We start from the raw sequence: 20,758 nt of genomic DNA, 5'->3' as shown, positions 1-20,758 counted from the left end.
TTGGGCCGTCGGGTCAGCGGGATGACTGCGAAGTTGTCGGGCTAGGGGAGGTCGGGGTCCGAGACTGCCCGCAGCGCAAGGGTGGCTTCCGCTGCGGTCGCAGCGATCATCGTTGCCAAGGTACCGCCGCCTCGTGGCTCGGCGACGCCAAGAACGGCGTCGGGTTCGATCACAGCCGCCACGACGACCGTGGGTGCATCTGCCGGGGCCAACAGCACTGCCCAGCTCCCGGTGCGCGTGCTGCTGCTGGTTGGATCGGTCAACAGGCCCGAAGCGATCGCCGCGGTGAGCTCGACGCCGTCGGCTGGGGTGAGGCTGATCGAAGCCTGTCGTGCCTGCACAGCCATACGAGCCAGCAGCGTGGCTGCATCGGCGGTCTCAAAGAGACGACCTGCGGTCTGCGGCGTCGCGGCACGCGACACGCCGGCGCCCGTTGGCTGACCGCCGTCAGCGTGCGTCGGCGTCCGCCCGCTCACGCTGCGCACCACGTAAGGGCGCATGCGAACCCCTCCGTTTGCGAGCGAGGCCGCTGCCATTGCCAGCTGCAGCGGCGTTAGCGGCGTGCCCGAGACCGCAGCTATGGCGTCGGGTTCTCCGGGCAGGTCTATGCCGGTGGGCCCCTGTGCTCGGCTCGCGCCAGCCAGCAAGTCCGTACTAGCGGTGTCCGCTGGCTGGCTAGCGGTCAAGCCGTAGTGGTGTTGGTACGCACGTGCTGAGGGCGGACTGCTGGTCATTGCGGGCGGATCGGGCGCGAGAGCCTCCACCTTGTTGGGATCGAAGCTGGGTCGAGACCACAGGGCCACGATCTCGCCCGTTGTGGGCGTCACCACGACAACGGCACCGTCGCGGTCTCCCAGGGCGGCGCGTGCGGTGAGCTGGACGCCGTGATGCAGCGTGAGGTTCAGATCGCCGACGCGCGCAGTGTCGCGAAACAGGTCTGCCATCCCCTCGATGGCGATGTCGGCCGCGCTGCCTGACAGCTCGGCGTTGTAGTGGCGCTCGAGGCCGCCCGCGCCCGGTCTCCGTGCGAAATAACCCGCCGTGTGTGCATAGAGGGGCCCGTGCGGGTAGGTCCGCATCGGCCACGGTTCGGCCTCGGTTGGATTGAGGGTGAGCGCGATCGTCTCGCCGTCAGCGGTCATGATCGCCCCCCGTGGAGCACCGAACGCCGTCACCGCACGCTGGTTGAGCTCGTGGCGGCGCAGCTTGTCGGCCGAGAAGTATCCCAAGTTGGTGAGTTGGACCAGGAGCACCGCGAAGGCGACGGCAAGCCCGATCGTCAATCGTGTGATGCGCCGGCTCATGACTCACCGAGTGGGTGTTGTTGCGGTTCGCCGATGGCATCGGAGACGGCGAGTATCAGCGCGACCGCGATGCAGTTGCCGATCAACGCGACCGGTCCGTGGGCCACGAAAGGCAACGCGCCCACGGTGTGCGGCAGCATGCGCAGCACCCCTGCAATCGCGACGAGTGCTTGCAGTCCGACGATGAACGCTGCGCTCCCGGCCAACAACCGCTGCGTACCGCGTGCTCGCTGCGCGATACCGGCACCGATCCCGACGAGGAGAAGGAAGGCCGCGATTACTGCCGCGCCGCCCAGGATCCCGAGTTCTTCGGCAATGACGGCATAGATGAAGTCGCTGTGCGGTTCATGCAGCAGTTGCGGGCCACCGAGTCCCGGTCCGACGCCGCTGATGCCGCCCGCGCTGATCCCGAACGAGGCATCGACGACAGTGGTGCCTCGCACCCCGATCCAGGGGTTCAGCCAGTAGCGCACCTGAGCGGACAGCGGGTCGTACACGGTTGCGAGCACGACGACCCCGACCGAGTACGTGGCCAGCACGCCGCCCAGCGCGCGTGTGCGCGTCGGGCGAGGCACGGTTGGCAGCTCGCGACCGGCTGCGTCGCCGTCGTCGAGCCACAGCGGCAGCCAGGCGGACGCGAAGATCACCGCGGAGCTCGCCAGGTCTCGCTGGACGATCAGCAATATCCAAGCGAAGATCGCTGCCGCACTCGCGCCCGCGCCATGACGGTGTGGCACGATCCGGGGGCTCAGCCAGCGGGGCGCGGTCGTGGTGAGCCCGCAGGCAGCCAAGATCATCGCGATCTTGGCCAATTCATACGGCTGGACACTGAGCAGACCCAGGTTCAGCCACTGACGCGGCATCTCATAGGCGCCTGCGGCGACGTTCGCTCCAGCGGGGAAGCTGCCCAGCGCTGCGAACACCACCGCGCAGAGCCCGAACGTGCCGGGCCTTGCTAAGAACCCGTCTCCCCGACCCATCGCAGCCAAAGTTCCTGCGAAAGCCGCGAATCCGAGCACTACCGCCACCGCCTGCTCGGCCGCCAGCCCACGGTCTGTCCGGGTCACGAAGACCCAGCCGATGCCGATCAGCAGCGCGACGATGCCGAAGAGGATCTCGTTGCTGCCCGGCGCCCATCGCCCGATCGCGACCCAAGCTCCCGCAGCAGCGACAAGGACGATTCCAAGCCAACCGGCCTCGCTCCAAATCGACTCTGCGTAGTCATTGCGCGTCACCCCGATGGCGGCGACCGCGAACGCAGCGCAGACCACCACGCTCGCCATTGCTGCGAGCGCAATTTCGGTGCGGCGTCGAGCGCGCAGAGGAAGCCTCAGCGCGATCGCGAACGTCGCCAGCCGCGCCGCCTCGGCGCACTCTCGCCGGTGTCGGCGGGCGGTGCGACCTCAGCGTCCGCATCGGCCGGTGTGGCCTCGATCCCTTCGATGTTGACGTCGACGACCAGCGCAGTGGAGTTGTCGCGCCCTCCGCGGTCGTTGGCCTGCCGCACGAGGGTGCGTGCGACGTCGGAAGGATGCTCGTCGATGTCGAGCAGCTCCGCGATGTCGGACTCGTCCAATTCATTGGTGACGCCGTCGGTGCACAGCAGGAAACGGTCGTTGCCGGTGAGCTCGAGGATCCAGTCGTCGATCCGAACCCCGGGTTCCACGCCGATGGCTCGGGTGAGCGTGTTGCGCCGGGGATGGGTCAAGGCTTGCTCGGGGGTCAGATCGCCGGCTCGGACCAGTTCGGCAACGAAGTTGTGGTCGAGCGTCAGCTGGGTGAGCGCTCCGCCCTGGTAGCGATAGACGCGCGAATCGCCGACGTTGACGAGGCACCACACTCGGCTGTCGTCCTGCTGCACCACGGCGATCGCGCACAGCGTGGTGCCCATGCCGGTGAGATCTGCATGGGCGGTCGAGCGGTGGTGCACGACTTGGTTGGCGTGGCGAACAGCCGCCAGCAGTTCGGCCGGTGTCGAGGGGGAGTTCGCCGCGACGGTCTTCACCGCGAGGCTTGACGCAACGCTGCCGCCGAGGTGCCCGCCCATGCCGTCGGCAACCACGAACAGGCCGATATCGGCGTACATGGCGTCTTGGTTCTCGGAGCGCCGCAGGCCCCGGTCCGAGGCGCCGCCCCAGCGAATGCGCATCTGGCGGGCGGGGGCGCTCATAGCGGCCCAGTCTCGCGGCTTCGCGGTGCGGTGGCACCACCAGCCTGCGCTCCGGGCAGCCGTCGGCCGCACACCGGGTCCACGCCGCGAGGCGCCGTCATCTGCTGACCTCGAAGACGGTGGAGCCGATCTGCACGAAGTCGCCGACGCGCACAACGGTCGGGTTGACGACCTTCTGGCGATTCAGATATGTCCCGTTTGTGGAGCCCAGATCTTCCAGCAAGTGCTGGCTGCCGTTGCGGCACAGGCGGGCATGGGCTTGCGACGAGTAGCTGTCGTCGATGATGACGTCGCATTCGGCAGCGCGACCGATGGTCAGCGCGTCGGCGAGCTGGTGGCGTTCGCCTTGGGCGCTCAAGGGCGATCGCACGACAAGCGCGAGTGGCTGCGCGGACGTGTTGCCATTCGCAGACCCGTCGCCTCGCAGAGCACGTAACGATCTCCAGTTGAGGTGATTGCGCGGTGTGGCGACACCGGCCCACACGGCGCGCATCACTCTGAAGAAGAACAGGTACAGCAGGACCAGCACGCACACTGCGAGCAGCCGCACCAGCTGCTCGGACATCAGTCCATCTCCAGCCGCAGCTCGTGAGCGCCGACGACCGTCGATGCTCCCAGTTCGTGGCACTGTCCGTCGCTGCCGACCAAGCTGGCGCCACCCACGACGGTCCAGTGTAGGAGCGCAGCTGCACGGGCTAGTCTGTTCGCCCCACGCGCGAGTGGCGGAATTGGCAGACGCGCAGGCTTCAGGTGCCTGTGCCCGCAAGGGTGTGAGGGTTCAAGTCCCTCCTCGCGCACTGCGGCGACGCACCAGCTAGCGAATGGCGCAATCCGCGGGCCCCGATCAGTCGAATGCGCCCTCGTGCTCTAGTAGCTGGGTCTTGAGATCGAGTCCGCCGCCGAAGCCGGTGAGCGAACCGTCGGCGCCGATGACCCGATGGCAGGGGAGCACGATCGGTACCGGATTGCGGCCGTTGGCCTGACCCACCGCCCGCACGGCTCTGGGCCGGCCGATCAATGCCGCCTGCTCGCCGTAGCTGCGGGTGCTGCCGTAAGGGATGTCGCCGAGCGCTCGCCAAGCGGCCTCTTGGAACGGGGTGCCGCGCAGGTCGAGCGGCACGTCGAAGCTGGTGCGATCGCCGTCGAAATACTCGGCGAGCTGCGTCGCTGCCTGGCGCAGTATCGGATGGCCCGGATCTTGCGTCATCTGGCCAGGCAGCTTGACGGTGGTTTCCTCACCACGCCACGACACCGCCCGCAGTCCCTCGTCGGTTGCGACCAGGCCCAATGGCCCGATGGGACTGTCGATGGTTGTGTGCCAGTGCGTGTCCGCGCTCGTGGGGTCGGCGTCGGTGGTGGGGTGTGGTGGGCTCATGAAGTGCTTTCTGTATCGGGATCGAAGTCAGCGAGTGGTCGAGGCTTGGCGGGCCGCGGCGTGCCACAGGTGTTGCGCAGCCCATGCTCGGTAGGGACGCCACGGCTCGGCCAGCGCCTCGAGTTCGCTGGCACTGACAGGGTGCCCGACGAGCTGCTCGACCGCCCGGCGCAGGCCGAGGTCTGACGCTGGGAACGCATCGTCGTGGCCGTAGACCCGCATCGCGATGAGATGTGCAGTCCACGGGCCGATGCCAGGCAGTTCGCACAGTTGGGCCACCACGGCTTCGAGAGCGTCGGCAGCGCACAGGTCCACATCGCCGCTGGCCACTGCCCGGGCGACGCCCACGACGGTGTCGATGCGCCGTTGGGTGAACCCCAGCCCGGCGAGCCCGGACGGTCCAGCGTCAGCGAGCGTGGCGGCGTCGGGGAACAAGCGCGACAGCGGGATCGGGTCGCCTTCGCAGCATTCCGCGAGCGCATCGATGGGCGTGCCATGGCGCTGTGCGATCCGGCCGGCCATCGTGGACGCCGCGGCAAGCGAAATCTGCTGGTTGACCACGATGCGGATGGCAGTCTCGAACCGGTCCCACGATCGCGGCACCCGCAGCCCCGGTGCCTGTTTGATGAGCGGTCCGATGATTGGGTCGTCGCCGAGCGCGGTCGTTGCTTGTGCAGGGTCGGCGTCAGTGCCGAGTAGTGCGCGGCAGCGGCTGACCACATCGATGATCGAGTCGTACGTCGGCAGGTGCAGCCGCAACTGCAATCGTCGGGTCGCCTCGTAGGGCCAGTCCGCCCCGGAGACTGCGTCTGCGGGCAGCATCACTTCGGCAATGCCCGGGTGCCCGCATGCGGCAAAACTGCGGACGTACCTGGGTCCAGTGGAATCGAACCCATGGAGATCAGACCCAGTGGGGTCGACAGTCACGGCTTCGACACCGGGAATGGCACGGGCGGCCTGGTGGGAAGCGAACGCCTCGAAGTCATACGGCGCGAGATACGGGATGCTCAGCACAAGGCCGCCGTCAAGGCGTGGACCTTCGCCCTGCCGTCGCTTCGAACGCAGCTCAGTCGGCGTGAAGCAGAACACCGACGTCATGGCTCGATGCAGCTGGCGAGGCCCGCCGAACCCCGCGGCGCGGGCAATCTCGTCGAACGTCAGATCAGTGTCGTCGATCAGGCAGCGAGCGAAGTGCGCCCGTCGCGACCGGGCGATGGCGGTCGGCGTCGCGCCGACGTGCAGCTCGAACAGTCGCCGGAGCTGGCGGGCGCTGTAGCCCACCTGCGCCGCGAGGGCCTCCTCGTCGTGATCGTCCAGGACGCCGTCATTGATCCGCAGCAAGGCCGCTTGGAGCGGCGCAGGAACGTCCAGATCGGCCAGCGAGCCGGCTCGACGTTCTGGGTGGCAGCGCAGGCAGGGGCGGAAGCCGTTCACCTCGGCGGCCACCGGGTTGGAATAGTGCATCACGTGGTGAGACAGCGGTTGCGCCGAGCAATCTGCCCGGCAGTAGATACCCGTCGTGCGCACTGCCGAGACCTGCATGAGGCGAGTCTGGCATGGTGAGATCGGACATGATCGGACACCCTCGAAGCGTGTCCGCATTTGTCCGGTACGCCTCTCGTCACCCCACCATGTTCGCCGAGCGCAGGCAATCACTGTATCCGAGAGTGGAATTCTGCTGCGAATGTGCGAATATGGCACAGTGACGGCGGGGACAGTCAACGAACTCGGCACCCGGATAGCTGAGGCACGTGAGCTAGCAGGAATGACGCAGGCTGAGTTGGCGGCGGTCAGCGACTTGGGACGCACCGTCATCGCCAAGATCGAGGCAGGCTCGCGCAAGCTGGGTGCCGTCGAACTTGTCCGTCTCGCGGACGTCCTCCGTCGTCCAGTGGATTGGTTCTTCTTGGAGTCGCCTCCCGCGGTGGTGAGCCGCCGCTCTGACCCGAACGTCCGCGGGCTGTCGGCGCTCTTGGACGCAAGGGTCGACTGGATCGCCCGGGACATTGCTTACCTTCATCAGCTCGGCGAGTTGCCGAAGTACGAACGGTTTGTGCTAGCGCCGCCCGAGTCCGTAGACGGTGCAGCGAAGGCAGCAGGGGCGCTCCGGCGACATTTCGATGTCCCCAGTGGACCGTTGCGTGATCTGCAAGCTCTTGCTGAGCAAGTCGGCTTGTTCGCATTCTCGCTCGAGCTTGGCGCCGACGGTGGCGATGCTGCATATGTCGCTGTCGAGAACACCGGCGTGGCGGTGATCAACGGCACGATGGACCCCGGGCGCCGTCGATTCAATCTCGCCCACGAGCTTGGGCACCATGTATTTCAGGACGCGTATGCGCCAGAAGTCGGACTCTCGCCTCAAGACGACACAGAGCGTTTGATCAACGCGTTCGCGATTCACCTGCTCCTGCCGCTCGGCGATGCCCGATCCCTCGTTGAAGAGTTCTCCCCCGATGTGCGGCTTGCAGCAGTAGCTGCGGGCGTGCGGTTTCGACTGAGCTGGACAGCCGTGTGCGCACAGTTGCGCAACGCCGGGCTGACCGATGCAGGCGCCTACGAGGATTTGGCGGCTCAACCGCCCTCTCGTGTCGATTTCGTCGAGTTGGGTGAACGGTGGCAACCAGAGTTGGTGGCGCCCGCGGTGCCTCCTAGGTACGGGCGGCGCGTGCTCTCGGGGTACAGGCGCCGCAAGCTAACGGCTGAGCGTGCGGCCGAGCTTCTCTGGGACACGCTGAGCGTCACAGAGCTGCCAGACCAAGTCGAACTGTCGGCGGAGGCGTACCGACGGGGGTTTGGATCGGTTGAGTGAAGCGCGTGCTGGTGTTCGACACCACTGCGTTGAACTACTTCGCCTTAGTGGGAGAGCTGGATCTTCTCGAGCAGATAGTGGACCCATTCCGCTGCGTCGTTCCATCCGAGGTGCTGAACGAACTCGCCGCAGGTGTCGCTGCTCATCCCGAACTTCGAGACACGTTGAATCTGCCGTGGATCGAAGTCGTTCAGCTCTCGGCCAGCGATCTTGCTTCGTTTGCTCGCTACAAGCGGGAACTGGGCGGTGGGCCGAACAGGAACCTGGGTGAGGCGGCTGTTCTCGCATGGTGCGCGAGCGCCGGCGGCACAGCAATCATCGACGAATCGCGTGCTCGGGACATCGCGCACCAGGACGACATAGATGTACACGGGTCACTGTGGCTGATCCAGCTCGGTATCAAGTCGAACCTCATCGATCGACCTGTAGCTGTAGCCGTGATCGATCAACTCCGTTCGGCTGGCATGTATCTGCCCCGAGACAGCGCAGCTCTCATCGAGTGACGGTCAGGGAACTGGAATCGCCATTCGATGACAGCTTCCGAACCTGCGGATCATCCAGATCAACCTTGCGGTTCGGCGCCGCTGGCGGTGGATCGCCGGGCTCGGCGGCGGCGCAGCCACCACAACGCCACTGCCACGGCGATCACGATGACCGGCAGGAACGCCAGCATGGCGCCGATGACGAGCAGCACGCCGCTGCCGATGGCCACGAGCGCGTTCCATCCACCGCTGAACGCGTCGCCGAAGCCGGGGGGCGTGTCCTCTTCCTCGACATAGAGAGACAGGGCATGGCTGCGCGAGAGTCGGGCCAGTTCGGCACCGGTGTCGGTGACCGGCACGGCGCTCAAGCCAACGTTGATCTCGAGCCCTCGCGTTGCGACCCGCCCAGCGATGCGTCCGTCGGTGATCGGCAGGGCGAGCGTGGCGACCGCTCGCTCTCCGGGCGCGATGCGCTCGAGGTCGGTGCCTTCGGGCACGGTCAGGTCGTCGGTGTTGAATCGCAGTTCATTCGAGCTCAGCGACACCTCCGTGAGTGCCGTCTCGCCTTCGTTCTCGAGTTCGAAGCAGAAGCCGACCTCGCCGTGTGGCGCAGCGACAAGGTCGGTGAACCCGAGACAGGGATCCTCGTCGCCGGCCGCCATCCACGCGCGCAGGACGACTGCGGTGGACGGCACCGCCTCGACGGACTCGGTGATCGACAGGGTGATCGTGGACAAGTCCACCCGGTCGCGCAACGAACGCAGCTGGCCTCGCAGCCGTTCGAGGTTCGTCTCACGGTTCGCCAGCTCGCGCTCCAGCTCGGCCACGCCCTTCACTTCGGTTGCCTGCGACAGGAAGTCGCGCAGCCGGTTCACGCTGATTTCCGCAGTCCTGATGCGGCTATTCAGGTCCACCACGATGTCGGTGACATCCTCGGCACTCACGGTCTGTTCGACCAGTTCGCCCACGTTGGACAGTCGCTCCAACGCGGTCGCGAACTGCTCGGGCCGGATCTTGAACGTCAGCATGGTGCGCGCACGGCCTCGGGTGCTGGTTTCCTGGGAGAAGGCAAACCCGCCAAGTCCTTCGATGATGGAGTTGGCGCGGGCTGCTGCAGCGGCCACGTCGGCGGTCTCCACTGCGATCCGTGCCGTACGGATGATGTCGCGGCCGAAGTCTGCGGGTGCCGCGGCCACGCCGGTAGCCAAGGCGCCCGAAACCGACTCCTCGGCCATCATCTCGTCGGATTCCATCATCTCGTCTTCCATCACCTCCATCATCTCTTCGTCCAGAATGGAGGCGCTCGTGGCATCGCCGAACTCACGCGAACTGGTGCTGGCGTCTGCCGAATCGTCCGAAGATTGAGACTCCACGAGCGCCCGTTCGCTGGCGCTGACCGAGTCATCTGTGTCCGCGTCCTCGTCGTCGCTGGCGCTGCACGCGGCCGCGACAAACAACAGCGCAAGCGTCATGATGCCGATTCGCAGGAGATGGTGCGAAGCGGTCTCGCGTTGGCGGCTGACTCGGCGCCGCAAACCCTGTCTGAAACGATTGCTTGGAACGGTCACGACGTCCCCTCCTTGGGCTGGCCGAGCAAGGCGCGGCATTACCCGAATGACGCCCATCATCCCGCCCACGTTCCCGCAGCGCCATTGCAGTTGCGTGTCGGTCTGAACGCCTTGGCGTGCCCGTGCTGTTGTCCGAGGCCGGGCTGGCAGGTGAGGCCGTGGCCCGAGCAGCCCGTGAGCCCAATCGTCCGAACATGGGAACAAGATTGGGAAATGAGTGCTGCCGCCGTGGGGGTGTTCGCCTGTCCGCGCATCCTCCCCGATCGAGTGAGCGGTCAGCGGAAGGCGGGGATGTTGGTGATCTGCTGGCCGAGGATCAGCCCGTGGATTTCCTCGGTGCCCTCGTAGGTCATGACCGATTCCATGTTGGCTGCATGGCGCATCGGCGCGTATTCCGTCGAGACCCCGTTGGCGCCCATCATCGCCCGGGCGGTTCGGGCCGTGTCGATGGCCACCCGGCAGTTGTGCCGTTTCGCCATCGAGATGTGGTGGGGCCGTAGCCGGTGCTGTTCCTTGAGCTGGCCGAGCCGTATTGCCTGCAGATTGGCGTTGGTGATGTCGGTGAGCATGTCGGCGAACTTGATCTGGCTGATCTGGAAGCCTGCCAGCGGCTTGCCGAACTGCGGGCGTTCGAGCTGGTAGTCGAGCGCCGCCTCGTAGCAGCAACGGGCCACGCCCACCGCCCCGAATGCAATGCCAAAGCGAGCTTCGGACAGGCAGCTCAGCGGTGCACCGATGCTGAGCGCGTCGGGCAGTCGCATCGACTCGGGCACCTCGACGTCGTCCATGTAGAACTCGCCGGTCACCGAGGCCCGCAGCGAGAGCTTGTTCTGAATCTTGCGAGCCTCGAAGCCGGGGGAGTCGGTCGGCACCAGGAAGCCCCGGAAGCCGTCGTCAGTGTTCGCCCACACGATGGCCAGGTCGGCCAGCCCGGCATTGGTGATCCACCGCTTAGCGCCGTTGAGGACCCAGGTGTCGCCCCGCCGTACCGCCCGCGTGGTCATCGAGACCGGATCGGAGCCGTGGTCGGGCTCGGTCAGCCCGAAGCAGCCGATGATCTCGCCGGCCGCCATGCGCGGCAGCCACGCTTCCTTCTGCTCGGTCGAGCCGTAGCGCCAGATGGGGAACATGCACAGCGAGCCCTGCACCGACACGAAGCTGCGCAGCCCGCTGTCCCCGGCTTCGAGCTCCCGGCAGGCCACGCCGTAGGCCATGGCTGAAGCGCCAGCACATCCGAAGCCGTCGAGGTGCATGCCCAACAGGCCCATGTCGGCAATTGTGGGCACCAGCTCCATCGGGAACGTGCCTGCTTCGAAGTGGTCGCCCACGATCGGGTCCCACTCCTTGGCCACAAACGCGGCGACGGTGTCGCGAATCATGACCTCTTCGTCAGAAAGGAATTCGTCCATCTCGTAGAAGTCCGACAGCGGGGCAGGCGTTTGGCTCATGGGCGCATCCTGCCGCGCTGGAGGCCATCGGGCCAACCCGCCACCCAAGAACGTGGGGCGAACGCACAGAAGCCATAGCGGCGGAGGCGGCAGGAAACTCTGCGACGTTGCGACCGGCTGGATCGCTGGAGCGCAGGGCCCTGCCGCCTCCGCCGCGGGCGTGCTCCATTAGTTACTGTGCGCTGCCATGGCTGATGACCCCCAGGTGACGAAGCCGCCCGACGAGAGCAGGCTGTACTTCCGCCAGCTGCTCTCGGGGCAGGACTTCGCCACCAGCGATCCGATTGCCCGCCAGATGGTGAACTTCGCCTACCTCATCGGCGACCGGGAGACCCGCGAGGCAGTCGTAGTAGACCCGGCCTACAACGTCGACGACCTCTTAGACATCCTTGCTGAAGACGAGATGGCACTCACCGGCGTGCTGGCCACGCATTTCCACGCCGATCACATCGGCGGGAACATGATGGGCTACAGCATCGAGGGAGTGGCACAGCTGCTCGAACGTCAGGGCACCAAGATCCATCTGCAGGCGCCAGAGGCCGAGCTGGTGCAGAAAACCACGGGCCTCTCGATGAGCGATATGGAGCTGCACGCTCCCGGCGATGTCGTGTCAGTGGGTGCCGTCGACATCGAGCTGTTGCACACGCCCGGCCACACGCCGGGAAGCCAGTGCTTCTTGGTGGGCGGGGCGCTGGTGGCGGGCGACACGCTGTTCCTCGACGGTTGCGGCCGGATGGACTTGCCGGGCAGCGATTCGGCTGCGATGTACCGCTCGCTGCATGACACGCTCGCCAAGGTTCCCGACTCCACCGTGCTGTTCCCCGGACACCGGTACTCATTCGAACCCAGCGCCACGATGGGTCAGACCCGCCAGATGAACTACGTCTTCAAGCCGACCAGCGAGCAGCAGTGGCTGATGATGTTCGGCCAGGGCTGACGGGATCGCTGAAGTGACCACAGCGCTGCCGCCGATCGTCGATGCGTCCGATATCGCGGACCGGACTGACATCGTGCTGTGCGACGTGCGCTGGTACCTCGACGGCCGGTCCGGCTACGACGCCTATCTGGACGGCCACATCGCCGCAGCGATCTGGGTGAACCTTGACGAGCACCTGTCCGCGCACGGCGCGCCGGAACACGGCCGCCATCCGCTGCCGACCGCGCAGAGCTTTGCGGCCTCCCTGGGAAGCCTCGGCATCAGCCCCGATGACCCGGTGGTGGCTTACGACGACCTGAACGGCACCGCCGCCGGCCGGATGGTGTGGATGCTGCGGGTGCTGGGTCACGATGCGGCGCTGCTCGACGGGGGGTTGGGATCGTGGACCGGCGAAACGGAGACAGCTCCGAATGTGCGGACGCCATGCGATTGCCCGGAGCGGGCCTGGCCGGACGGGGCGTTCGTCGATATCGACCAAGCGGCCGCAGCAGGTGCCGACCCCGAAACCGTGCTCATTGATGCCCGCGGAGGCGACCGGTTTCGCGGCGAGACCGAACCGGTCGATCCCCGCCCCGGCCACATCCCCGGCGCAGTCAATGTGCCAATGACCGACAACCTCGGCCGCGACGGCTGCTTCGCCGAACTGCAGACGCTGCGCGCTCGCTACGAGGCCGAGGGTGTGACAGACGCCGACGGCGCCAACAACACGGTCGTGTACTGCGGCTCAGGCGTCAGCGCCTGCATGGACGCGCTCGCCATGGAGCGAGCCGGTTTGGGTCGCCCTCGCGTGTACATCGGCTCATGGTCGCAATGGAGCCACACCAACCGCCCCGCCGAGACCGCCTGAGAGCACAAACGGTGAGGAACACATGCCAGAGCTGGGGAGGCGGCAGGAGACTCTGCGACGTTGCGACCTGCCGGATCGCGGGAGCAGAGGCTCATGCCGCCTCCCCAGCGGGCGCGGGCGAACCCGCCGGATCGCGGGAGCAGAGGCTCATGCCGCCTCCCCAGCGGGCGCGGGCGACCTGCCGGATCGCGGGAGCAGAGGCTCATACTGCCTCCCCAGCGGGCGCGCCTAGGTCGGTGAACCAGGTGGCGGGCCTGCAGAGGTGAAACGAGTGCCGGACGGGTCGACCGCCCACACCGCGTCCTGTTCCCAACGGTCCTCGTAGACGACCTCGCGCAAAGGCCGGCGCCGTACCGGTCCGTGGCGCCCCGCCGGCCGGCCGAGCGGGATCGTTGCATGGATGGCCACGCCGTCGGGGATGCCGACCAGCTCGCGCAGCTCGTCTTCGACATCGCGGTGCCAGCCGGTGATGACGCCTCCGTATCCCAGCGCCCGCGCTGCCAACAGCAGGTTCTGCACCGCCGGGTACACCGATGCACCTTCGACGTAGGTGGGCTTCCGGTAGCGCACCAGGCACGCCAAGATCACCACAGGCGTCTGCTCGAAGTGGTCGACGAAGTGCTGCATCGTCCGGGCCATGCGGGCCTTCGGCGAGTCGTCGGCCGCTCCGGAGCCCTCGGTGTAGCCGTCGCCGGAGCGCTTGGCGCCCCAGCCGTCGCGAAAGCTCTGGCCGAGCAGCGCCTTGGCCTGTTTGGCGACTGGCCCGTCGCGCAGCACCACGAAGCGGAACATCTGCCGGTTCGAGCCGCTCGGCGCACGCCCGGCATGCCACAGAATCGTCGCCAAGTCGTCCTCGGGAATCGGGTCGGGCAGGTAGCGGCGTATGGCGCGGGTGGTCGCCAAGCCCTCCAGCAAGCCGACCGGTTGTGCGTGGGATCCCGTCGCGGACCCAGCTGCAGCTTCGGCCCTCCGGTCAGTCCCAACCGAATCCTCAGCTTCGTTCATCGTCGTGCTCGCTCGTGGTCGGTCTCGTTCATCGCCGGTCTCGTTCGTCGTCTGTGGTGTTGGTTCGTCGGTCTCGTTCGTCCGTCAGGTCTTGCGGGGGAGAGCTCACCGGCCGCCTTGGGTCTCATTGCCTTGCGTCTCGTTGAGGAAGTCGACCAGCTTGACGATCGCATTCTCGGTGACGACGCCCGCAATCCGACCGCCGCTGTCGATCACGGGGTACAGCTCGATGTCCGCGTCCGCCATCGCTTCGGTGACCTCGCGCAGCGTCCACGAGGGGCGTGCGGGGGTGATGTCGGCCGTCATCACCTCGCCGCAGGTCACCGACATCCAGTCGTTGCGATCCACGTCGCGGGTGTCGCTCAGCCGTATGACTCCCAAGAAGTCTCGCGCTGGCCCCACCACGATGGCTTCGAGCTGTTTGCGGGGCAGCGCGATACCCCACACGAAATCGGCCAACGGAGCATCGGCGTTCACCGTGGGCACATCGGTGGACATCGCAGAGTTGACCGGCATCTCCAAGCGTCGTTCGAGGTGACCCGTGCGGCTGTCGCGCTGGTACTGCGACACTGACGAACTGCCGATCAGCACCTGCGACACCGCCACCGCTACCAAGGCGGGCACCACGAACGCGGGCGCGCCCGTCGACTCCGCCACGAACATCACCGCTGCCAGCGGGGTGCGGTAGCCCGCTGCCAGGAACGCGGCCACGCCGATGAAGGGAAAGAACGCCAGCGACTCAGGGCCCAGCTCGATCCAGCCGCCGACCAAGCGGCCCACGATCAACCCGAACACCGCCAGCGGGATGAATACGCCGCCCACGCCTCCGCTTGCGAGCACAGTCGACGTTGCCACCACGCGGACCGCCAGCAGCGCTCCGAGCAGCCAGAGCGACTGTTCGGGGTTGATCGACCAGTCCACCAGTTGACCCTCGGCAGTCGGCCCCAATGACAAAGGCGCATCGAACAGGACTTCGCTCAGCGCGGCCAAGCCCACCAAGATCCCGCCTCCGCAGAACGCCACCAGCCACCAAGGCCGATCAGACTCTTGAATGCGCTTGGCAAGCGCCAGGATCCGGCAGAACACCGATGCTGCGAGCCCGCACAGCGCTCCCACGACTGCGGCGCCCAGCAGTTCCCGACGGCCGAAACCCACCCTCACCATTTCGGTGCCGATCTCGAAGGGCCGGTCGTGGAAGTTGGTGACCAGGACGTACACCACGTAGCTCGAAGCGCTCGAGAGCAATGCGGGCAGCAACGCGCGGCGGCCCAGATCGCTCCTGTAGGGAGCTTCGAGTGCGAACAGCACCCCGGTCGCGGGCGCCTGGAAGATGGCGCTCACGCCCGCGGCGGCACCGGCCACGAGCAGCGCGTACCCCTCCCGGTTGCGGAACAGCCGCCGCGTGACGCGTTGTATGGCATTCCCGGCGGTGGCACCGGCGTAGATGGAAGGGCCCTCAAGGCCTACCGCACCACCGGACCCCACCGTGACGATGCCTGCCGCGAGCCGGAATGGCAGGTCGCGAAAGCGCATGGGATGGGTGCGGTCGTGAAACGCCCGGATGTACTCCTCGGAGGTGGACGGTGACAGCCGACGGCCCGCGTCGGCCCAGCGCAGCATGATGACTGCTCCCCACAGTCCGAGAGCCGGTGCGATCACCCGCTGCCACGGCGGCAGATGCAGCACTTGCGCCAGCAGCACCTTCTCGGCGAGCAGAGCCACCATTGCGACGATGAATCCGGTGGCGACGCCCACGGCGATATACGTCGCGAAGCGAAGCAGCCGGTTTCTCATGCGGGTCTAGGTCCTCGTCACCAAATGTTCGGCCAACGGTACGCCTCGTAAGGCGCAGTGCGGGCAGCGTGTCGAGCCTCGGCGCATTTCAGAGCCATTTACTAGCGTCCGTTGGCCTGAGCACGACTACGACGGGGGAAAGCCATGGAACTCTGGAAGCACGCCTTTCCGACACCGCTGCAGATTCGGGATGTGGCTGCCGAGGCTGAAGAGGCGGGCTGGCACGGATTGGCGGTGGTCGACTCCCAGAACCTCACCGGCGATGCGTTCGTTGCGCTGGCCCTTGCCGCAACCGTGACCGAGCGAATCGAGCTCGGCATCGCCGTCGGGAATTCCGTCACACGCGTCGCAGCCGTGAACGCATGCGCTGTGTTGAGCGTGGATCAGGCTTCGGGCGGGCGCATGGTGTTCGGCATCGGACGGGGCGACTCGTGCTTGGTGCATCTCGGTCGGGCACCGGGGCGTCTGAAGCACTTCGAACGTCATCTGCGGCAGCTGCAGGCGTATCTCAGCGGCGGCGAGGTGCCCTTCGACGAGATCGACATCCCGCTTGAGGTCGCTCCTCCGGCCGACGCACTGGAGCTGGCGGAGGGCCCGGGGACCAGCCGCATCGCGTGGGGCACGCTGTCCTCTGATGACGCCGCCATCGGCCCCCGCAAGGTGCCTGTCGAGGTAGCCGCCACCGGGCCACGGGTGATCGGCATTTCCGCAGTCCATGCCGACCGGGTGATGTTCGCCCTCGGTGCCGACCCCGAGCGTCTCGCGTGGGGCATCGAGGTCGCGAAGGCGGCCCGGCGCGATGCAGGACTCGATCCCGATGGTGTCAAGTTCGGTGCGTACGTGAACATGGGATGCGCCCGCGACATCGACATTGCACGCGATCTGATCAGGGGCCCGATGTCGGTGTTCGCCCGCTTCCAGCTGATGCAGGGCGGCACGCCGATCGGGCCGACATCGGACGAGACGGCCGAGACGCTGCGCAAGCTGCACGAGGCCTACGACATGGGCACGCATTCGCGGAATCAGTCGCCGCAGGCCGCCACGCTCACCGACGAGTTCATGGACCGCTTCGGCGTGGTCGGCCCTCCTGATCGGTGCATCGAGAAGCTGGAGGAGTTGCGCTCGCTGGGCATCGACAAGGTCCTGCTCGCCGCCCAGTTCAACGAGAACGCCTACGACACCCCCGAGGGCGTCGCTGCACGCCAGCTCGTGGAAACCGAAGTGCTGCCCGTGGTGCAGGCCGCCTAGCGAGCCGATGCCCGGCCTGCTGTCGGCCCTGTCGCTGGCGGGGTTCTCGAGTGAGCCTCGGGTGCGGAGAGGGTGGGATTCGAACCCACGAACCACCTTGCGGCAGTTACTTCCTTAGCAGGGAAGCGCCTTCAACCTGACTCGGCCACCTCTCCATGCACGAACTGCCTGTCGAGGGCAGTCGCGCCGACTCAAGATAGCCCCACGCAGCGGACTTCTGCGATCGGATGGTCGGTCGATCCCGCAGATGCGCGCCGCTAGGTTGGCCTGCGGAGGGGTGGCAGAGCGGACGATTGCGACGGTCTTGAAAACCGTTGAGGCGCAAGCCTCCGGGGGTTCGAATCCCCCTCCCTCCGCAACAGGCTGAGCTGTATCAGGCCAATGGGCTGGTGGCCGCGTCCGCTACGCCATCAGACCATCGCAGCCTTCGAAACACAAGAGCCCAAATGAGGAAGTGCAAGATCACCGAGGAGTGGGGATGAGCGGATGGGAAGGGCGATTCATGTCGAGCTGACCTTCCGTCACGGCCGGCGGTGTTCAAACGATGAGGCGGCGGAGTGACTTCAGCCAGTGGTCTGATGAGGTCCAGGCTTCCTCGCTGACGCGCTCGCGGCCTGAGGAGTTGCCGTTCGCAGCGGGGAACGAACCCAAGAACTTGACGTCGCGCTGCTTCATCTTGAGCGCGCGCAGGCAGTCCGCCACCACTTCGTCGCAGATGTGACCCTCGAAATCGAGCAGAAAGCAGTATTCGCCGAGGCCGCGCCGGGTCGGGCGGGACTCCAGCCGGGACAGGTCCAGGCGGCGCGCCTCGAACTCCATGAGGATCCCGAGCAGGCTGCCCGGCTCGTTCTGCTGCTGGAACACCACGATGCTGGTCTTGTCGTTGCCGCTGGCAGGTGGTACTTGGCCTTTTGCGAGCAGCAGGAAGCGGGTCTGGTTGTCGCGGTGGTCCTCGATCGATTCTGCGACGGTTTCGAGGCCGTAGATCTCCGCCGCAGCGGGACTGGCGATCGCGGCCACGCCAGCCAGTTGCTCTTCGCCGATGCGCCGGGCTGCGAGGGCCGTGGAGGTGGCTGCTTCGATCTCGGCATCGGGCAGCTGATTGTGCAGGAACGCCCTGCACTGGGCGATGGCCACGGGAAACGACAGCACCGTGTGGATCGCCGAGAGGTCGTCGGCGGTGGCTGTGCCTGCCAGCGCCATCAGGTTGAGTTGGACGTTCACCACGACCTCGCGCTGGATCAGGAAGTCGAAGTCGAAAGCGAGTGCGTCCTGGGTGACGTTGACGGCGCCTTCGATGGCGTTCTCGACCGGCACGAAGCCGTAGTCGACGGCCCCGTCGTCGAGTGCCGAGAGCACTTCGGGGACCGAGATGAGCGGGATTCCCTTGGCCTGGGACAGGTCGGGCTGCGTGGCGAGCGCGGCTTCGGTGAAGGTGCCGTGCGGACCCATGTAGCCGATCCGCGTCGAGGGCGGCATGCTCAGAATGCCTGATGAAGAGCCGGCTGTAGCCATTGGGGCAGGATAGGCAGCGCGCTGAGAGCAACGGACCCGGGGCCGCGGCAGGTAGAACGACAGGCAATGGACGCACAACAACTCGCCGATCTGCTGGCCGAAGTGCGTGCCGGGACGGTGCCCGCAGACGAAGCGGTGGCCCGTCTGCGGCGGTTGCCATACACCGAGGTCGCGGGGGCCCGCATCGACCACCACCGGTCACTGCGGACCGGTCATCCCGAAGCGGTGTACGGGCCAGGCAAGTCGCCGAGCCAGTGCGCCCGGATCGTGGCCGAGATGCTGAGCGGCAGTTCTGGTCCGGTGCTGCTGACGCGGGCGAATCCCGCTCAAACCGAGGCATCGCTGGCAGCCTGCCCGGACGGTGCGGTGCACCGGCCTGCAGACCGCGACCTCGAGGTCGCGGACGAAACGGTGAACCCGGTTGATCTGGCGACCGTGGTGTGGCGTGCTGCTGGCGTACGGCCGGAACGGGTGGTGGTGGCCTCGGCGGGCACGGCGGACGGTCCGGTGGCCTCCGAAGCCGCAGCGGTACTGAGCGCCTTCGGCGTGAGTGCTGAGCCAGTGACCGATATCGGCCTCGCCGGATTGCATCGGTTCCTGGCCGAGATCGACACGCTGGCGTCGGCCGATGTCGTCATCGTGGTGGCGGGGATGGAGGGGGCGCTCGCCACGGCCGTTGCCGGCGTGGTACCCGCACCGGTCATCGCTGTGCCGACCAGTGCCGGCTACGGCGCGGCGCTTGCCGGCGTGACGGCACTGCTTGCCATGCACGCCTCGTGTGCGGCGGGCATCACGGTGGTGGGCATCGACAACGGCTTCGGCGCAGCGATGGCGGCCATGCGCATTTTGGACTTGGCTGCGGGCGCCCAAAGCGGCACAGTGTGATGCACGATTCCCCGACGGCAGGTGCCCCGATCGCAACTGCGAGCGAGCCGACGCTTGCTGACGCCGGTCCCGACGGCGCTGCTGGGCTGCTTGGGCCCAACGGCACGGTGGCGTGGTTCGACCCGGTCTCGGGCATCGCCGGCGACATGGCGCTGGGGGCGTTGCTGGACGCCGGCGCCGATCTGAATTTTGTGACGGCTCAGCTGGAATTGCTCTCTCTCGATGGCTGGAGTTTGGGCAGCGAACGCGTGCGGCGGAACGAGCTCGCGGCGACGCGGGCGATCGTGGTCGCGCCCGAGGGGCATCACCGCCGGCGCTGGCGCGACATCCGGGCGTTGCTCAAATCAGTACCGCTGGCCGACCGCGTCCGTCGGCGGGCGCTCGCGGTGTTCAAGGCGCTGGCTGAGGCCGAAGGCCAGGTACACGGCATGCCGGCCGACGAGGTGCATTTTCACGAAGTCGGCGCCTTGGACGCCATCGTGGACGTCGTCGGCGTGTGCGCCGCGCTCGAATCGCTCGGTGTGGATGTGGTGTGCAGCGGACCGGTTGCGGTGGGGAAGGGAACGATCAACGCAGCCCACGGCGTGCTGCCGAACCCGCCGCCCGCAGTCGTGAACCTGCTGGCGGATCGCCCGATCGTCGGCGTCGACATCGACATGGAGCTCACGACGCCCACGGGTGCCGCGATCGTCGCTGCCTTGGCTGAGTACTTCGGGCCTGCTCCGGCCATGACGCTCACCAGCACTGGCTTCGGTGCAGGCACCCGGGACATTTCCGGACGTCCGAACGTCACCGGCGTGCTCGTCGGCACGGCAAGCGAGGCGTCGGCGGCCCGGTCATCGGGGCCGCTGGGTGCGGCGATGGCCGAGATGGCGAGCGCCGATGCCACCGAAGAGCTCGTAGAGCTGGCCGCCAACCTCGACGATGTCTCCGGGGAGGTGCTGGGTCACGCGATCGAGGAGCTGCTGGCGGCCGGCGCGCTCGACGCCTGGGCCGTCCCGATCGTGATGAAGAAGGGTCGCCCAGCGCACACCCTGGCGGTCCTGTGCCAGCCCGAAACCGTGACGTTGCTGGCTGATCTCACCGCCCGGCTCACTGGCACGCTGGGGCTGCGCGCCCGCACGGTTGTGCGCACCGCGCTGGAGCGGCACACATCAACCGTCGACGTCGACGGCCACACGATCTCTGTCAAGCACGGCCCCTACCGGGCCAAGCCCGAGTGGTCCGACGTGATCGCCGCCGCCGAGGCGCTCGGTCGCACGCCGGCGGAGATAGCCCGCGCTGATGGCCTGCTTGCCGCTGCGCAGCAGCCCGACCAGCGGTGAGAGCGCGTCAGAATCCGAAATGGCTTTTCGCCCTCGAGACGCCTCC

At 67.0% G+C, this 20,758-nt stretch carries 18 protein-coding genes and 3 tRNA genes; 9 read left to right on the top strand and 12 right to left on the bottom strand.

Annotated features, from left to right (window positions below):
- Positions 1-41: 41 nt before the first annotated feature.
- The 4 genes from ACOOF5_RS06140 to ACOOF5_RS06125 all read right to left on the bottom strand — a co-directional run bounded on the left by ACOOF5_RS06140 (position 42) and on the right by ACOOF5_RS06125 (position 4,039).
- Positions 42-1,304 (bottom strand): penicillin-binding transpeptidase domain-containing protein, encoded by a 1,263-nt coding sequence (locus ACOOF5_RS06140; protein WP_420437636.1) that lies wholly within the window; start codon positions 1,302-1,304, stop codon positions 42-44.
- On the bottom strand, positions 1,301-2,587 hold the full coding sequence (locus ACOOF5_RS06135; protein ID WP_420437634.1) for an FtsW/RodA/SpoVE family cell cycle protein: 1,287 nt from the start codon (positions 2,585-2,587) through the stop codon (positions 1,301-1,303). Before ACOOF5_RS06135 ends, ACOOF5_RS06140 begins: the two co-directional genes overlap by 4 nt.
- Before the next feature lie 47 nt (positions 2,588-2,634).
- On the bottom strand, positions 2,635-3,474 hold the full coding sequence (locus ACOOF5_RS06130; RefSeq protein ID WP_420437632.1) for a protein phosphatase 2C domain-containing protein: 840 nt from the start codon (positions 3,472-3,474) through the stop codon (positions 2,635-2,637).
- A 97-nt stretch (positions 3,475-3,571) separates the two neighbouring features.
- Positions 3,572-4,039, bottom strand: coding sequence for an FHA domain-containing protein (locus tag ACOOF5_RS06125; protein ID WP_420437630.1), 468 nt, complete (start codon positions 4,037-4,039; stop codon positions 3,572-3,574).
- A 148-nt stretch (positions 4,040-4,187) separates the two neighbouring features.
- On the opposite strand from ACOOF5_RS06125, the gene ACOOF5_RS06120 reads away from it, so the two are divergent.
- Positions 4,188-4,271: transfer RNA gene (locus ACOOF5_RS06120), tRNA-Leu, on the top strand.
- Between the two features lie 47 nt (positions 4,272-4,318).
- Here the strand turns inward: ACOOF5_RS06120 and ACOOF5_RS06115 are convergent.
- Positions 4,319-4,849, bottom strand: a complete 531-nt coding sequence (locus ACOOF5_RS06115; protein ID WP_420437628.1) for a methylated-DNA--[protein]-cysteine S-methyltransferase — start codon at positions 4,847-4,849, stop codon at positions 4,319-4,321.
- Between the two features lie 27 nt (positions 4,850-4,876).
- Positions 4,877-6,391: an AlkA N-terminal domain-containing protein gene (locus ACOOF5_RS06110; RefSeq protein ID WP_420437626.1), complete on the bottom strand. Its 1,515-nt coding sequence runs from the start codon at positions 6,389-6,391 to the stop codon at positions 4,877-4,879.
- A gap of 142 nt (positions 6,392-6,533) precedes the next feature.
- Here ACOOF5_RS06110 and ACOOF5_RS06105 point away from each other — a divergent pair, with 142 nt between their 5' ends.
- Together ACOOF5_RS06105 and ACOOF5_RS06100 are read left to right on the top strand one after the other, a co-directional pair.
- Entirely contained in the window at positions 6,534-7,658 is a 1,125-nt protein-coding gene (locus ACOOF5_RS06105; RefSeq protein ID WP_420437624.1) for a helix-turn-helix domain-containing protein, read from the top strand.
- On the top strand, positions 7,655-8,161 hold the full coding sequence (locus ACOOF5_RS06100) for a hypothetical protein (protein WP_420437622.1): 507 nt from the start codon (positions 7,655-7,657) through the stop codon (positions 8,159-8,161). The genes ACOOF5_RS06105 and ACOOF5_RS06100 overlap by 4 nt, the downstream gene beginning before the upstream one ends.
- A 59-nt stretch (positions 8,162-8,220) precedes the next feature.
- Here the strand turns inward: ACOOF5_RS06100 and ACOOF5_RS06095 are convergent, their stop codons facing one another.
- Positions 8,221-9,708 (bottom strand): DUF4349 domain-containing protein, encoded by a 1,488-nt coding sequence (locus ACOOF5_RS06095; RefSeq protein ID WP_420437620.1) that lies wholly within the window; start codon positions 9,706-9,708, stop codon positions 8,221-8,223.
- A gap of 275 nt (positions 9,709-9,983) precedes the next feature.
- Positions 9,984-11,156, bottom strand: coding sequence for an acyl-CoA dehydrogenase family protein (locus ACOOF5_RS06090; protein WP_420437618.1), 1,173 nt, complete (start codon positions 11,154-11,156; stop codon positions 9,984-9,986).
- Positions 11,157-11,343: 187 nt separating this feature from the next.
- Between ACOOF5_RS06090 and ACOOF5_RS06085 the strand changes: the two genes are divergently transcribed.
- Both ACOOF5_RS06085 and ACOOF5_RS06080 read left to right on the top strand, forming a co-directional pair.
- Positions 11,344-12,093: an MBL fold metallo-hydrolase gene (locus tag ACOOF5_RS06085; protein WP_420437616.1), complete on the top strand. Its 750-nt coding sequence runs from the start codon at positions 11,344-11,346 to the stop codon at positions 12,091-12,093.
- Positions 12,094-12,106: 13 nt separating this feature from the next.
- Positions 12,107-12,940, top strand: coding sequence for a sulfurtransferase (locus ACOOF5_RS06080; RefSeq protein ID WP_420437614.1), 834 nt, complete (start codon positions 12,107-12,109; stop codon positions 12,938-12,940).
- 228 nt (positions 12,941-13,168) lie between these two features.
- Here ACOOF5_RS06080 and ACOOF5_RS06075 read toward each other — a convergent pair whose 3' ends face one another.
- Both ACOOF5_RS06075 and ACOOF5_RS06070 read right to left on the bottom strand, forming a co-directional pair.
- Positions 13,169-13,945 carry a nitroreductase family protein gene (locus ACOOF5_RS06075; protein WP_420437612.1) on the bottom strand — a complete coding sequence of 259 codons (777 nt, stop codon included), beginning with the start codon at positions 13,943-13,945 and terminating at the stop codon, positions 13,169-13,171.
- Between the two features lie 105 nt (positions 13,946-14,050).
- Positions 14,051-15,739 (bottom strand): chloride channel protein, encoded by a 1,689-nt coding sequence (locus tag ACOOF5_RS06070; protein WP_420437610.1) that lies wholly within the window; start codon positions 15,737-15,739, stop codon positions 14,051-14,053.
- Between the two features lie 144 nt (positions 15,740-15,883).
- Between ACOOF5_RS06070 and ACOOF5_RS06065 the strand changes: the two genes are divergently transcribed.
- Positions 15,884-16,987 carry an LLM class flavin-dependent oxidoreductase gene (locus ACOOF5_RS06065; protein WP_420437608.1) on the top strand — a complete coding sequence of 368 codons (1,104 nt, stop codon included), beginning with the start codon at positions 15,884-15,886 and terminating at the stop codon, positions 16,985-16,987.
- A 64-nt stretch (positions 16,988-17,051) separates the two neighbouring features.
- Here ACOOF5_RS06065 and ACOOF5_RS06060 read toward each other — a convergent pair.
- Positions 17,052-17,142, bottom strand: a tRNA-Ser gene (locus ACOOF5_RS06060).
- A gap of 116 nt (positions 17,143-17,258) precedes the next feature.
- On the opposite strand from ACOOF5_RS06060, the gene ACOOF5_RS06055 reads away from it, so the two are divergent.
- Positions 17,259-17,343, top strand: a tRNA-Ser gene (locus tag ACOOF5_RS06055).
- A gap of 181 nt (positions 17,344-17,524) precedes the next feature.
- Here ACOOF5_RS06055 and pheA read toward each other — a convergent pair.
- Entirely contained in the window at positions 17,525-18,466 is a 942-nt protein-coding gene (gene pheA / locus ACOOF5_RS06050) for a prephenate dehydratase (RefSeq protein ID WP_420437606.1), read from the bottom strand.
- 102 nt (positions 18,467-18,568) lie between these two features.
- On the opposite strand from pheA, the gene larB reads away from it, so the two are divergent.
- Positions 18,569-19,387 carry a nickel pincer cofactor biosynthesis protein LarB gene (gene larB / locus ACOOF5_RS06045; RefSeq protein WP_420437604.1) on the top strand — a complete coding sequence of 273 codons (819 nt, stop codon included), beginning with the start codon at positions 18,569-18,571 and terminating at the stop codon, positions 19,385-19,387.
- Positions 19,387-20,712, top strand: a complete 1,326-nt coding sequence (gene larC / locus ACOOF5_RS06040) for a nickel pincer cofactor biosynthesis protein LarC (RefSeq protein ID WP_420437602.1) — start codon at positions 19,387-19,389, stop codon at positions 20,710-20,712. Before larB ends, larC begins: the two co-directional genes overlap by 1 nt.
- Positions 20,713-20,758: the final 46 nt, after the last annotated feature.

Source organism: Candidatus Poriferisodalis sp. (assembly GCF_965214215.1).
Taxonomy (GTDB): Bacteria; Actinomycetota; Acidimicrobiia; order Acidimicrobiales; family Poriferisodalaceae; genus Poriferisodalis.
This window is presented reverse-complemented; position numbering and strand designations above follow the sequence as displayed.